Source organism: Arthrobacter sp. UNC362MFTsu5.1 (assembly GCF_000685965.1).
Classification (GTDB): Bacteria; Actinomycetota; Actinomycetes; order Actinomycetales; family Micrococcaceae; genus Arthrobacter.
The window spans coordinates 78,755-93,123 of record NZ_JMLE01000015.1 but is presented as its reverse complement, the minus strand read 5'-3'; the positions used below and the strand labels follow the sequence as shown (position 1 = coordinate 93,123).

Annotated in this window: 11 protein-coding genes; 4 read left to right on the top strand and 7 right to left on the bottom strand. The window is 66.8% G+C overall.

The features are described from left to right. The 4 genes from argS to BS38_RS0115055 form a co-directional block, all read right to left on the bottom strand. A complete protein-coding gene (argS, locus tag BS38_RS0115070; protein WP_197024959.1) occupies positions 1-1,803 on the bottom strand; it encodes an arginine--tRNA ligase in 1,803 nt (600 codons plus the stop codon). Positions 1,804-2,088: 285 nt separating this feature from the next. Then, positions 2,089-4,173 (bottom strand): PhoX family protein, encoded by a 2,085-nt coding sequence (locus BS38_RS0115065; protein WP_028271563.1) that lies wholly within the window; start codon positions 4,171-4,173, stop codon positions 2,089-2,091. A gap of 52 nt (positions 4,174-4,225) precedes the next feature. Continuing rightward, complete coding sequence (locus BS38_RS0115060; RefSeq protein ID WP_051628946.1) at positions 4,226-5,278, bottom strand: o-succinylbenzoate synthase; 1,053 nt, start codon at positions 5,276-5,278, stop codon at positions 4,226-4,228. A 425-nt stretch (positions 5,279-5,703) separates the two neighbouring features. Further along, complete coding sequence (locus BS38_RS0115055; protein WP_156037140.1) at positions 5,704-6,348, bottom strand: hypothetical protein; 645 nt, start codon at positions 6,346-6,348, stop codon at positions 5,704-5,706. A gap of 429 nt (positions 6,349-6,777) precedes the next feature. Here BS38_RS0115055 and BS38_RS25310 point away from each other — a divergent pair, with 429 nt between their 5' ends. Further along, positions 6,778-7,719 carry a phosphatase PAP2 family protein gene (locus tag BS38_RS25310; protein WP_043438867.1) on the top strand — a complete coding sequence of 314 codons (942 nt, stop codon included), beginning with the start codon at positions 6,778-6,780 and terminating at the stop codon, positions 7,717-7,719. Here the strand turns inward: BS38_RS25310 and BS38_RS0115045 are convergent. Beyond that, positions 7,697-8,536 (bottom strand): hypothetical protein, encoded by an 840-nt coding sequence (locus tag BS38_RS0115045; protein WP_028271560.1) that lies wholly within the window; start codon positions 8,534-8,536, stop codon positions 7,697-7,699. The two genes, BS38_RS25310 and BS38_RS0115045, sit on opposite strands and share 23 nt — an antisense overlap. Before the next feature lie 346 nt (positions 8,537-8,882). On the opposite strand from BS38_RS0115045, the gene BS38_RS0115040 reads away from it, so the two are divergent. After that, on the top strand, positions 8,883-10,100 hold the full coding sequence (locus BS38_RS0115040) for an aminotransferase class I/II-fold pyridoxal phosphate-dependent enzyme (RefSeq protein ID WP_028271559.1): 1,218 nt from the start codon (positions 8,883-8,885) through the stop codon (positions 10,098-10,100). Between the two features lie 46 nt (positions 10,101-10,146). On the opposite strand, the gene BS38_RS0115035 is transcribed toward BS38_RS0115040, so the two are convergent. After that, positions 10,147-11,484: a BTAD domain-containing putative transcriptional regulator gene (locus BS38_RS0115035; protein WP_028271558.1), complete on the bottom strand. Its 1,338-nt coding sequence runs from the start codon at positions 11,482-11,484 to the stop codon at positions 10,147-10,149. 276 nt (positions 11,485-11,760) lie between these two features. Here BS38_RS0115035 and BS38_RS0115030 point away from each other — a divergent pair, with 276 nt between their 5' ends. After that, entirely contained in the window at positions 11,761-12,372 is a 612-nt protein-coding gene (locus tag BS38_RS0115030; RefSeq protein ID WP_028271557.1) for a carboxymuconolactone decarboxylase family protein, read from the top strand. Positions 12,373-12,447: 75 nt separating this feature from the next. On the opposite strand, the gene BS38_RS0115025 is transcribed toward BS38_RS0115030, so the two are convergent. Continuing rightward, positions 12,448-13,086: a TetR/AcrR family transcriptional regulator gene (locus BS38_RS0115025; RefSeq protein ID WP_028271556.1), complete on the bottom strand. Its 639-nt coding sequence runs from the start codon at positions 13,084-13,086 to the stop codon at positions 12,448-12,450. An 83-nt stretch (positions 13,087-13,169) separates the two neighbouring features. Between BS38_RS0115025 and BS38_RS0115020 the strand changes: the two genes are divergently transcribed. Next, positions 13,170-14,258 (top strand): flavin-containing monooxygenase, encoded by a 1,089-nt coding sequence (locus BS38_RS0115020; protein ID WP_043438825.1) that lies wholly within the window; start codon positions 13,170-13,172, stop codon positions 14,256-14,258. Positions 14,259-14,369: the final 111 nt, after the last annotated feature.

Genomic DNA, 14,369 nt, shown 5'->3' with positions numbered 1-14,369 from the left:
CTACATGTTCTCGGGCGCCTCGATGCCTAGCAGGTCCAGACCCTCGGTGAGCCTGTGGAGGACCAGTGTGCACAGGGCGAGCCGCGACTCGCGGACGGACTCGTCCGCTTTCAGGACGGGGCACTGGTCGTAGAACGAGGTGAAGAGCTGCGAGAGTTCGAACAGGTACGCACACAGCCGGTGCGGCTCCAGCAACTCGCCGACCCTCCGCAGCGTAGCGCCGTACTCCAGCAGGTGGAGCGCCAGGGCGCGCTCGGCGGGTTCGACGACGGCGATCCTTGCTCCCGCCGTCGTCTCCCCTTCGAGGGGCCCGGCCACCGCCGTCCCCGGCTCAGCTCCCAGCGGAGCCCCGCCAACGGACACAGCCTCCCCCGCCTTCCGCAGGATGGAGCGGATCCTGGCGGCGGCGTACTGCACATACGGGCCGGTGTTCCCGCTCAGTGCCAGCATCCGGTCGAAGTCGAATACATACTCGGTATCATGCCCCACGGAGAGGTCTGCGTACTTCACGGCACCGATCCCCACCTGCCGGGCGGTCACGGCGCGTTCGTCCTCCGAGAGGTCGGGGCGGCTCGCATCCACCACGGCGCGGGCGCGTTCCACGGCTTCGTCCAGCAGCGCCATGAGCTTCACCGGAGTGCCCGAGCGGGACTTCAGGATCTTGCCGTCTTCGCCGAGTACGTTGCCGATCTGCACATGAGTGGCCTCGACGGTGTCCGGCAGCCATCCGGCCTCGCGGGCGGTTTCAATGACCATCCGCAGGTGGACGTTCTGCGGCGCGCCAACGACGTACAGGATGCGGTCGGCATGGAGTTCGTGCACGCGGTACCGGATGGTGGCGAGGTCGGTCGTCGCGTACCCGTAGCCGCCGTCGGATTTGCGGATGATGAGCGGCAGCGGCTCGCCATCCCTGCCGGTGAATCCCGCGGGGAACGTGCACAGCGCACCCTCGCTGACGCGGGCCAGGCCGCGCTCCTCCAGTTCCTGGCACAGCTGTGCTAAATGGGGATCGTACGAGCTTTCGCCGGCGATGTGCTCGTCCTCAAGGCTCACCCCCAGCGTGGCGTAGATGGCATTGAAGTAGACCTTCGAATGGTCCACCAGACGCTGCCAGACCTCCAGCGTCTCCTCGTGGGCCGACTGCAGCGACACCACGCGAAGGCGGGCCCGCGTCGCAAAGCTGTCCGGACCGGAATCGGAGTTGTCGAACTTCGCCCGTGCTGCCTGGTAGAACGCGCTGGGGTCCTCCACGAGCAGGGCGGCTTCGGGCGAATCCTCGCCGATCTCCAGCCAGTGCTCGATCAGCATGCCGAAGGGAGTGCCCCAGTCGCCGATGTGGTTCTGCCGCATCACCGTGTGGCCCAGCGCCTCAAGGACCCGGACCAGGCTGTCCCCCACCACGGTGGTGCGTAGGTGGCCAACGTGCATTTCCTTGGCAACGTTCGGGGAGGAATAGTCGACGACGACGCGACGGGCTTGCGTCTCCGGCCCGCCTTGCGGCTGGGGCGCCTGAGCTGTGTCAGCCTGGGCGTTGAGGAGTTCTTCGATCCACGTGCCGTCAAACGTGAGGTTGATGAAGCCGGGCCCGGAGATTTCCACGCCGGTGCAGAGTCCGTCGAGTTCCAGAGCCTCGACGATCCGGGCAGCGGCATCGCGTGGCGGGAGGCCCACCTTCTTGGCAAGGGCCATGGCGGCGTTGATCTGGATGTCCGCGAACTGCGAGGGCCGGACCACCGGATCGGTGTCGCGGAATTCTTCGCCGAACGCTTGGGCAATAGCTGCCTGGACTCTGGGGACAACCATCTCGGCCGGATTCTTCACAAACTCAAAATTATCAGCCCAACCCCCTTCCGACCCTCTCTCACTTCCTGCGGCTAAATCCAAAACCCTCTCGCACTTCCTGCCGCCCAAAAAGAAACGCTCTCTCACCTCCCTGCCGTGCGGCAGCGGAGGTGAGAGAACGTTCAGAAAAAACCCACCAAAGGTGAGAGAGCGTCCCGAAAAAACCGGCAGGAACTGAGAGAGCGTCGGTAGTAGTCGGGACTGGCGGGTGTGCAGGCCGGGAAAGGGCGCTGAGGCCGGAAGGGGCTAGGCGTCCGTGCGGAAGACCTGGACCACGGACGGGCGCGGGGCGCGCGCCTGGCCGCGTGCCGGCGTCGTGCCTGCCGGAACGTAGTCCGGGAAGTACGAGTTGGGCGCGTCGAACGTGCCTTCCTCACCCGGGTGCTGCACGGAGACGAAAACGGTGCGCTCGTCGTCGTGGATGATCGGTCCGCAGGTCTCGCCGTCGCGGGGCACGGCCAGGAACTGCTCCACCTTGCCGCGTTCGGCGCCGTCGAGCGTCACCTTGAACAGGCCGTCCGCGCGGCCGATGCCGGAGGGGGCGCCGTCTGTGGAGATCCAGAGGTTGCCCACGGAGTCGAACGCGAGGTTGTCCGGGCAGGAGATCGGCGAGACCTGGTCCACCGGGAAGCCGGAGAAGTAGGTGACGTCGCCCTGCGCCGGATCGCCGCAGACCATCAGCAGGTTCCACGTGAACTTGGTGGAGGTCTGGTCGCCGGTTTCGGTGATCTCCACGATGTGGCCGTCGCGGTTGGCGTTGCGCGGGTTGATCTCGGTGGCGCCTTCCTTGCCCACCTTGCCGCGGTCGGAGTTGTTGGTGCAGGCCACGTAGACCTTGCCTGTGTGCAGGCTGGGCTGCACGTCCTCGCAGCGGTCCATCTTGGTGGGGCCCACCTTATCGGCCGCGAGGCGGGTGTACACCAGGACTTCCTCGACGGTCATCCCAGGCACGGCCGAGGCGCCGTCAACCACCAGCGGCAGCCACTCGCCGGTGCCGTCGAACGAACCGTCGGACGGAACAGCGCCGGTGCCGGTGATCTCGGCCGCCGGCGAACTGCCGGTGAACTTGGCCACGTACAGGTTGCCCGCGGACAGCAGCGTCATGTTGTGCTTGCGGTCGCCCTCGCGGTACTTGTCCTTGGAGACGAACTTGTAGAGGTAGTCGAAGCGCTCGTCGTCGCCCGAGTAGGCCACTACATGGCCGGACTCGGCCACGATCACGTTGGCGCCTTCGTGCTTGAAGCGGCCCAGCGAGGAGTGCTTCTTCGGTGTGGAGGTGGGGTCGAACGGGTCGACTTCCACGATCCAGCCGAAGCGGTTGGCCTCGTTCCCGTAGTCGGTATTGCGGGTGTCAAAGCGGGGATCGTCCAGTTCCCACTGGCGGGCCGTGGGCTTGTTCGTCAGGCCGTAGCGCTTGTCGTAGTCGGACGTGCCCGGGGAGACGAAGTAGCCGTTGAAGTTCTCTTCGCCGGAAAGGATGGTGCCCCAGGGGGTGGTGCCGCCTGAGCAGTTTCCGAGGGTTCCCTTGATCCAGCGGCCCGCATAATCGTCCTTGGTCTTAACCAGGGAGGAGCCCGCAACGGGACCCGTGAGTTCGTAGACGGTGCTGTTCAGGTAGCGGCGGTTAAGCCCGGCACCCTTGACGTAGCTCCACGGCTTGTTCTTGTTCTTCCGCTCCAGTTCCACCACCGTGAGGCCGTGCGCGGCGGCGCCGACTTTCCGGACATCCGCTGCCGGCATGCTGGCCGGGAACATGATGGCGTCGTTGGTGTACTCGTGGTTCGCGAACAGCAGGGCGCGGTGGCCCTTGCTGCCCGGGATCTCCAGGATGTCGGAGTAGTCGTTGTTGTAGCCGAACTGCTGTTCCTGGGCGGCGGCCGTCTGGTTGTTGAGGTCGAAGTCCGGCGCGGTGTTGAAAATCGGGTCACCCCAGCGGATGACCGGCTGCCAGGTGAACCCTGCGGGCACGGTCATTTTGTCCACGTCCGCGGCGATGGACGGGATCGCGGTGAACTGCAGCTTGGACTTGCCGAAGCCGTCCTTTGCAGCGGCGGCGAGGCCGGTCCCGCCGTCGGCCACTGCCGTCCCGGCAGACGTTACTGCACTGCCGAGCACGACGGCGAGCGCGCCGGCGGCGCCGAAGCCGAGGGCGGCGCGGCGGGACATCGTGGCAGAGGCGATGTCGCGGAAGTAGCTGTTGGAGCTGGTGTTGCAGACCTCGCCCGAGCAGGCGTTGTCGCACTTCAGCGCACAGGTGACGGGGCTGCGCTTGCCTTTGGTGTGGCCGAGCATGGGTAGCAGGGCAAACTTACGTCCGGTCGTATCAGACATGGGGGCCTTCCAAGGGATGTGATGCGGTCCCGCCCACCCTTCCAGCGGATCCCTACCGGCAGTTGTCAGACAGGTGAAGATCCGGTGAACAGGCGGCGTGGACGCGGCGGAGGCGGTCCAGCCACCAGTCCCGGCGGTCCGGGGAAGCCGCGTAGCGCTCCAGCAGCCCGGCGTCGGCGGCGACGTTGCGAAGGCGGATGGCGCCGTCGTCGGCCACCAGCGGATCCAGCGTGATGTCCTGCTCAAAGAGGGACACCGTTCCCAGCCCGCAGGCATAGGGCAGTTCGGGGAGCGCCGCCGCCAGGGCCAGCCCGGCCCGGATCCCCACAGACGTGTCCAGGGCGGAACTGACGACGGCGGGCAGCCCCGCTTGGGCGACGATGTCCAGGGCGCGCCGCACTCCCCCGAGCGGCGCCACCTTCACCACGATGAGGTCGGCCGCGCCCGCCCGCGCCACACGGAGGGGGTCGGATTCCTTGCGGACGCTTTCGTCGGCGGCGATCAGCACGGGGATGCCGGCAGCCCGCAGCCGGCGGCGCACTTCGGCCAGTCCTTCGATGTCCGGCACCGGCTGCTCGGCGTATTCAAGCCCGACGGCGGACAACCGGGTCAGTGCCTCCACAGCCCCGGGTACATCCCAGCCGCCGTTCGCGTCCACCCGGATGGCTGCGTCCGGGAGGGCGCTGCGGACGGCGGCAACCCGGGCGGCGTCGTCGTCGAGCGTTTGCCCGCGTTCGGCAACCTTGATCTTGACGGCGTCCACCCGGCCGAAACGGGCCAGGACGTCCGGGACGCGGTCCGCGGCAACAGCGGGAACCGTGGCGTTGACGGGGATCACCGAACGGAGCGGCGGCGGAAATCCCTGCCAGCCGGCTTCGATGGCGGAGGCGAGCCAGCGGGAGGCTTCGGCGTCGTCGTATTCGGGGAAGGGGCAGAATTCCCCCCAGCCGAGCGGGCCGTCCAGCAGCAGTGCCTCACGCCGGGTGATGCCCCGGAACTTCACGCGCATGGGCAGGCTCACCACATGGGCGGACGCCGCAAGCTGCTCCAGCGAAGGCAAAGCCGGGAACGAGTCAGGGTGCTGGCGTGCTGCGTCGGCGGGCATGATTTCACTCTACCGGCCGCGCCTGACGGTCACGGCTGAGGTTTACGGCTGAGGTCACGGGCCCGCGCTTTCAGCGTCTGGGCCGGCAAATCCTGGGCTGGCAAATCCAAGGCCAGCAAATCCTTGGTAGGGCCGGCGGCGACTGGGGGCGAGCTTCACGTTTTATGAGACTCGTCGCCGCCGGCCCAGCTCAAGGAGCCCCGGGCACGCATTCCCTGCGGTTAACCGCCTGGTCTGTTGCGGGGCGGCCGATGTAAAACCCGGCCGGTAATAAAATCCTAGGGATTGGACTCCGGGCCCGCATGAGTGGGTGCTACTCGTTTTTACCGCCGGAAGGTACTCAAGGAAACGGCCATCACGCGCCGCCAACAGCGCATGATGGCCGCCTCCGGTAAGCGGGCATTCAGTGGGCGTTTGACCCGGGGCTACCGGTGCCCGTGGTCGTCATCCTTGGCGCGGTCCAGCAGCTTGCAGATGTCCTTGGCGTTACGGATGCTGTTGTGCGTAATCTCGCCGGAGACTACTTCCTTCTGGTCGGTCGAAGAGTAGACAACCTTGCCGGACAACCGCCCTTCCTTGAAGTAGAACGCCTTGGGCAGTCCCTCATCCTCAAAGGCCTTCTCCTCGGCCGGACTCATGGCATACACGAGGCCGGGACCGCGGCCGGAAAGGTAGGCGCTCAGGCCATCCGCAGCCAGCTTCATGGTGAAGGGCCCGGAGATGTCCAGCTCGTCGATGGTGGCCTTGTCTGAGTCGCGGGTCAGGTCCACGGTAATGTCGCCCCGATATTTGATCACCAGGGTTCCGTCGTCCTTCTTCTCGCCCTTGTACTTCAGCTCGCGCTCGTCCCCGTATGACACCTTGATGGTGGTGTCGCAGGCCTCGAACTCGTAGTCCGCGTAGTACGCATCGGGAACGGAGACGTACTTCCCGTCGGTGTCCTGCGGGGGCCACGGACCCGCGGCCCCTCCTCCGCCGTCGGATCCGGCAAACGCGGGGGCCGAAACCCCCGATAGCAGCGCCAGCGACAGGGTGGCGGGCAGGCACAAAATCCTCATTGTTCGGTTCATGGCAGCACTCCTGAAATGTGGCAGGAGGGGATGCCCAGTAGCCTGTCCTGCCGATGTATCAACATCAAATGCCATCAAGGCGGCGAGACCAGTTGTGATGCGGTGATCTTGCGGCCGCTGTGTTCAGGCCTGCAATACGTTCAAGCTAGCGCCGCCATCTCCGGGGTGTCAACGGGCATGGTTTTGCGGACGCCAATGCCCGGCGTGTCACCGTCCCGGGTCATTGGCATCCGCTACGGCCGCCGGCTTAGTGCTGATCGGCTGACGCCCGCTACGTCCCAGCGTAGGAAAAACTGCCACCGCCCGGCACGAGTATTTGCTACCTGTTTTGGCGCAGGATTGTTGCCAGTGTCGGCGGCGGATACGGTGCTCCCCTCCCCCGATCCAGCACCGGCCTCCGGCCTGTTCCCAGCTTTCTGTGGGACGCTGATGGTGATGAGCTCCCACCTTAGAGATTCCCGACGACGGCGGCCCGCCGGGCAGATGCGCGGCGACGCGGCGCTGGGTGTGCTGTGCATCCTCGCGACGCTGGCCTGTGCGGCCGGCCTGATCGCGACATACTATTTCTTCGTCCGGACCACCACGGGCCAGTACATTGACGAATCCGCACTGGTGGAGGCCGTGGCCATCCACGGGCCGGCCGGGAAGGCCGCCACCCGGTTCCTGGACTGGCTGCCCACGGTGTCACTCGTGGTGGGCGCCGTCGTCGTCCTCTTCGTCACGGTGATCCGGAAGCGCTGGCGTGCCGCCGGCATTGCCGTTGGCGCGTGCGTCGGCGCGAACATCGCCACGCAGGTCCTGAAGGCCCTGTTGCCGGACCGGCCGTTTCGCGGCGTGGAAACCCTGGAGCTTAACTCGCTGCCGTCCGGCCACACCACGCTCGCTGCCTCCGCCGCGGCCGCGGTCTTCCTGATGGCGTCACCACGATGGCGGCCGTTCGCAGGTTTTGCGGGTGGCAGCTTCGCGATCATTTCAGGGGTGTCCACCGTGGTGAACCAGTGGCACCGCCCGGCCGACGTGATTGCGGCCTTCCTGCTGGTGGGCGCTTTCGTCATACCGGCCGGCTGGCTCATCATCCGCACCGGGAACGCCTGGAACGTGTGGGACGGCTTCGGCGGTCACTGGGCGTCGTCGCGCTGGTGGCTGCGGCTGCCCGGCCTGATCTGCCTGGTATTTGCCGCGGCCGCTGCGTTCCTGCTCACCCGCTACGTGCCCGGCGAGGGCGGCAGCGGCACGAGCTACTTCTGGGGCGGCATCTCGCTGATCGTGGTGGCCGGATACCTCGCCGCCGTTGCAACCACCGCCCTGTTCGCGTTTGCCGCACGACGGCGGGCGGCTGACAGTCCGGCTACTTCAGGAACGAGGCGTTGAAGGAGTTCAGGTCCACCGGTACGCCGTTGAGGCTGTGCTCGAACTTCTGCTGAATGCCGATCCGCATGGTGCTGGCGGTGTTCCAGCCGCCGTACTGCACGGGGGCGGGCGCGAGGTAGTCGGCCGTCCAGGTGGAGTAGTTGAGGTTGGTGGCGGTGTTGGTGTCCCAGAGCGGCACATCGGCGAAGGCCGTGCTGTTGCCCATGAGGTCCGGCCACATGCCGCTGCCGCTGTAGATGACCGGCCGCACGCCCATGCTGCGGACGCCGTCCACCATCTCGCGGGTCACCGGAGGGCTGCCCGGCTCAACGTCCAGGGCGAAGAACTGAAGCTGGGCCGCGTACGGTCCCGCTGCGCTGATGCCGCCCCGCCAGCAGGTGGCGTCCCGCGTGTAGACGGCGATCTTCAGGCCTGCGTCCAGCGCCATCTTCAGCTGGGCCTGGGTCCGGTACCACGGGTCGCAAGTACCCCAGGCGGTGGAGTGCATCACGTAAAGCCGGATCCCGGCGTCGTACGCTTTTTTGAACCAGGCGGGATCAGAGATCGCGGCTGTGGTGTCCACAACCTTGACCGACGGGCCGCTGGCGGGCGGACGGACCTTGGCGGGCTGCATCTTCGCCTCCTGCACTGAGTCGGTACGCGCTGCGCCTTGACGCGCTGAGGCCGGCTGCAGCGCTGCCGCCTGGACGTCCGACTGGACGTTCGTCGTCGGCGCGGCCGCGGCGGGCGCCGAAACCGGTGCCGCGGCGGGGGCCGTGCCGAGGCCCAGCAGGAGGGGCAGTGCCGCGAGGGCGGCAACAAGGTTGATCTGAAGCAAAACGATACTCCTGGGTCTGGCCGGCCCGGTTGGATCGGGGGCAGGCATGGCGCAGCGAAGGCCGCGTTCGGGTGGGATGCGCAGTTGATCGAGCCCAGTTCCCGGTCAACCCGTGGGACCGCGCACAAGGAGCGCCGAGGTCCGCCCCCAACTTTACGGAAGTTGAGGCAGGTAGCGAAAAGCGGAAAAACGAGTGTTGACCTGCCGGGTGCCTGATTGGTATGGCGCCGCGGAGTTCTGTCCCATTTACATTGCCGCCGGCGGGGGCCAGAATAAATCGCACAACAGCCTCCACTGGCTCAGCAGCGAGCTGCCTTCCGTACTGCTTATCCAGGGGGTTGCTTTCATGGCCGGCATCTACGATTCCAAGCTCTCCACCCGCGTGGATTTCCCGGCCCGGGCCAGGGCGGTTGCGTCGATTCCGTCACTGTTGAGGGTGCAGGGATTCCTGCGGACGCATGCCGGCCGCCAGCACAACCCCGGAATCTGCGACTTCACTTTGGGCAATCCGCACCAGATGCCGCAGGAGGCGTATGTCTCGGCACTGCGGGACCAGCTCGAACCCCGCAACGAAGGCTGGTTTGCGTACAAGACGAACGGCGCCGAAGCCCAGGTTGCCGCGGCCCAGTCGCTGCAGCGCCTGCTCGAACTGCCCTTCGAGCCGGAGGACATCATGCTCACCACGGGCGGTTTCACGGCCATCGCCATGGCAATGAAGGCCGTGGCGGATCCTGGCGACGAGGCGCTTTACAGCCTGCCGCCATGGTTCCTGTACGAACCGATCATTGTTGAGGCCGGGCTGGTGCCGGTCAAAGTGCACATCAACCCCGAGACGTTCGACCTGGACCTGATGGCCATTGCCTCCGCCATTACGCCGCGGACCAGGGTGGTGATCGTCAATACGCCCAACAACCCCACGGGCCGGATCTACCCGGAGACACTGCTGGTGAAGCTGGCCGCGATGCTGGAACTCGCCTCGGAGCGGAACGGGCGTCGGATCTACCTGCTGTCCGATGAGGCTTATAACCGGATTGTGTATGACGGCGCCCGCTTCCACAGCCCTAGCGAGTTTTATCCGTACACGCTTTTGGCCTACTCCTACGGCAAGACGCACCTGGCTCCCGGCGAGCGCGTGGGGTACCTGGCGCTGCCACCCACCATGCCGGACAGGGAGGGCCTGCGCGAAATCCTGAGCGCCCTGCAGGTTGCCATGGGCTGGATCTACCCCAACGCCCTGCTCCAGTACGCGCTGCCTGCGCTGGAGACGTTCACCATCGACGTCGGGCGGCTGCAGCGGAAGCGGGACCGCCTCTACGAGGAACTGACCGGGATGGGCTACCAGCTGCACCGGCCGGAAGGCTCGTTCTACCTCTTTGTGCACTCGCCCGTGTCCGACGACGAAGCCTTCACCGAAACCCTGGCCACCCGGAACGTCTATGTGCTGCCGGGAGTCCTGTTTGAAACACCGGGGTTCTTCAGGATCTCGCTGACCGCCAACGAGGACATGGTGGAACGCAGCCTGCCCGTGTTCGCAGAGGCAATCCGGTTGGCTGAGGTTGGGTAGGGGCAGGGGGCAGGTGGGTGATCTGCGCCGGCGATAAACAGGAGCCCTAACTGTTGCCCTGCCCGAGCCTGGCCACAATGGACGGGTGCACCAGCATGTTGCCTGTTTTCGCATGACGGAGGGTTTCCAGCACCAGCGCCAGGTGGCCGTCCTTCGGAAGGAAGGCGCACACTCCCAAGGCCGCGGCTTCGCACAAAGCCGCTGGTGTGCATTCGGTGGTCAGCATTACGATCCTCGTCTCCGGCAGGGCCTGCAGGATCTGCCTGGCGGCGTCCAGCCCGGTACCGTCAGGCAGCCGATAGGCCATGATCACGGCATCGGGCTTCAGGGAACGCGCCATGGCCACTCCGGACTCAATGGACGTAGCGGCTCCCGCGCCGTGCAGGCCGGGTTCGCGCTCCAGGGCATCGCTGAGCTGTTCGACGAACAGTGCGGAGTGCCCAATAGTCAGGACCGTCCGTTCGGACTCCCCCGGTTCCGGCCGCCCGGGTTCGGGACGCGCGTGTCCGGCGCCTCCAGCGACTGGGGTGCCCGCGATCTCGAAGGCGGATTCCGGTTCGTCCGTGGCGGCCGTGCCTTGCAGGAGGCGGGCGTGCGCCGCCTGCAGGATCGGCCCCGGCGTACACCCCATTTCCTGGTCCATCACGTGGCGGCACCGGTCGAATGCCCGCAGCGCTGCGGTCAGCTGCCCGGACCGTTCCAGGCCCAGGACCAGCACAGTCCAGGCGCGTTCGGCCAGGGTGTCGTCCTCCAGCGCAGCGGTTGCCCACAGGATGGCCGTTTCTGACTCTCCCAGCGCGCACGCCGCCTGGGCCGCCTGGACTTTGGCTTCCACCACCCGCGCCGCGTGCAGGGTTCTTTCTTCCTCCGCCCAGGCTGGCAGGAGTTCCCCGCCGAGCAATGGCGCTGAGGCCAGGGCGAGTGCCTCTGTCAGGAAGCTGAGTGCCCGCCGAGGTTCAGCCTGCGCGGCCAGGCGGAACAGGACATCGAACCGGTCCAGGTCCAGGTCCACCAACGCCCGGTCCATCAGGTAGCCGCCGGTCACTGTCTTCAGCGGTCCTGCCCTGCCGGATCCGGGCTGCAGGTGGCGGCGCAGGACGCTGACGTGGCTTTCCAGCGTCGGGTGCGCCAGGACGGGGGCGTGCCCCTCCCACAGCAGGTCGATCAGGCGGCCTTTGGACACCGGGGCACCCAAGTGGAGCAGCAGGATTTCCAGGATCTGGCGCGGCTTGGGTCCGCCCAGATCATGCGCTCCCAGCGTCAGAGTCCCCCGCCGGATGGTCAGCGGACCCAGGATATTGACGTCCAGCTTGGCGGACGGAACGCTGGCTTCCGAAGCCGACACCGCTGTGTGCGGTCCTGAAACCACATCCACTTCCAGCATGCGGGCAACCCCCAAATTCACACCGACGGCAATTAGGGACCATCCTTACTCAGCAAGCTGATCACTTACCTGAGTACCCGCTACTTGTTAATCGGCCCCGGCTCCCCCACAAACCGCCGTCGGCTACCCAGAGTGCCCGCCGTTCGGTCGAACACGCCGGGCCGCGTGTTGACTCGCAGCTGGTCGCGGAGGAATATCGCAGGTGTCCGCACCGGCGCTGTCAGGGCTCCCGCCGCCGTGCAGCGCGGGTGGCCCCAGCCGGAAGAAGGATCGCCCATGTCCATATTCGCCACCACTCCCGAAAGCCAGGCGTTCGGCCAAAAGGCGAAGATTTACGACGACGAGCTCCGGTCCCGCGGTTACGTCGCCAAGCATGCCAAGGATCTGGCGGTGAACCCGGAAGCGTATCTGGCGTTCGAGGCGCTCATCAGCGCCATCACCCAGAACATGGATCTGCGGCGCTACGAGCTGGTCACGCTTGCCGCCGCCCAGGCGCTCGGATCCGCCCACTGCCGGCTAGCCCACGGGCTGAAGGCACTGCGTGCCATTGACGAGGAAGAGCTGATTCAGATCGCCCGGGACTACCACAACGCGGGGCTGTCACCGGCGGAGGTGGCCATGATGGAGTACGCCGAACGGATCAGCACCGACGCCGTGAACATGACGGACTCGGACACGCTGGAGCTCAGGGACCACGGCTTCACGGACCGGGAAATCCTGGACATCACCCTCGCGGCCGGCGCCCGCAATTACCTGAGCCGCGTGCTGCAGGCCATCGCGGCCGAGGTGGACGTTCCCACCAAGCTCTCCCCGCAGCTCCGCAGCGCCCTGCTGGCGCCGCTGGCAAAGTACGGAGCCGCCGCGAAGCCCCGCCACCGGGACGACTGAACCGGCCGCCGTCGCCCGTTTCTTGGGCCGTCGCCCGTTTCTTGGGCCGTCGCCCGCCCCTTGCGCCACAGGGGCCTACGCCAAAGCAGCTGCGAGTGCCCTGAGGATCCACTCCCGGTATGCTTCCGGCGTCCAGCCGGCATCGTTCACCAGCGTGCGGTAGGCCTGCGGGTGCCCCAGCGACCAGATGGCGGCGGCAGCGTCCTCGTCTGACATGCCCGAGGTCAGGCCGCCCAGCTCCCGGACAGCTGCGGCAGCCTCGTGATACCGGGTCAGCCGTTGCAGCGCCCGCGCCTTTTCCAGCTTCGCCACGTCCGTATCCACTGCTGCCGCCTGGGCAATGACACCCAGCACCGCCCCGGTCCGCTGATGGACTTCCACGAACCAGTCCGCCAGCACGGCCAGCACCGCGTCAAGATCCAGAGCCTGTCGGGTCCGTTCCCGCATGAACTCCAGCACCTGGGCCGGCGCGTTGGGGCCCGATGCTGCGGCATCCAACACTGCGGAGAGGAGCGCCGCCTTGTTCCCCACGGAGTTGTAGACCGTCTGCACCGCCACCCCGCTCTCCACAGCAATGCCTTCGATGGTGGTGCGCACGTAGCCGTTCGCCAGGAACAGCCGGCGGGCGGTGGCCACAATGTGCAGCCGGGTGTCGGCCGCCTGGGCCGTCCTGCGGGTGGCCCGCGGCGCTGAAGAGGTGGTCTTTTCTGGCATGAACTTAGACTATTCCTCCACTCACTGGAATGGTATTCTAACGACATCGGAACACACGGGTTGTTCGGTCGAGGGAGCCAGTCATGGACCAGGACGTGCAGCAGTTTGATGTAGTGGTGCTCGGCGCCGGGCAGGCTGGTCTTGCCGCGGGTTATCACCTGTCCAGAGCGGGGCTGCGGTTCGTCATTCTGGAGCAGGCGCCCCGGATCGGGGATGGCTGGCGGGCCAGGTGGGACTCCCTGCGGCTCTTCACTCCGGCCCAGCACGACGGCCTTCCCGGCCTTGCCTTCCCGGCGGCCCGCAACACGTACCCTTCCAAGAACGAGTTCGCCGACTACCTTGAGGCCTACGCCCGGGAGTTCAGCCTGCCGGTCCGGACCGGGGTGCACGTGGCGGGTGTCCGCGTAACGGGCACCGGCTTTGCCGTCACCACAAGCGAAGGCGTGCTTCAGGCGCACAACGTCATTGCCGCCGTCGGCGCCAACGCGCTCCCCCGCATCCCGGCGGCGGCCGCGGGGCTGGATGACCAGATCCTGCAACTCCACAGCTCGCAATACCGGCGCCCGTCGGACATCCCGGACGGCGACGTCCTTGTGGTCGGCGCCGGGACCTCCGGTGCTGAGATCGCCCTGGAGCTCGCCGCCACCCGCCGGACCTTCATCGCCGGCCGCCCCACGCCGCAGATTCCCGACCCCGTGCTGCGCTGGGCCGGCCCCCTTTACTGGCGCTTCATCCATCGTGTCCTGACGACGGACAACCCGCTGGGACGGAAAGTGCGCGCCAACTTTCACCGGCGCGGGGCCCCGCTGATCCGGATCTCGGTCAAGGACCTGGACAGGGCCGGTGTGGTCCGGCTGCCGCGGTTCAGCGCCGTTGCCGGCGGTCAGCCAGCATTCGACGACGGCACGTCCCGCAGCGTACGGACCGTCATCTGGGCGACGGGCTACAAGCCGTCGCTCGACTGGATCGAAGGCCTGAGCCTGACGGACTGGGGCTGGCCGGAAACCCGCCGCGGCGCCGTGCCGGAACTGCCCGGACTGTATTTCGTGGGCATGCCGTTCCAGTACTCGCTCACGTCGGGCCTGATCGGCGGAGCGGGCCGGGACGCGGGCTACGTCGTGGACGGCATCCTTGCGCGAACCAGGGAAGGCGTCCCCGCCCCGGTTGAGTAGCCAGGTCCCCAACTAGGTAGCAGCAGATGTCGTTATGAGGGCTCAAAACGACATCTGCTGCGACCTAGTTGGGCGGCGGGGTGAGTTCGAAGATCCCGCAGCCGAAGCCGC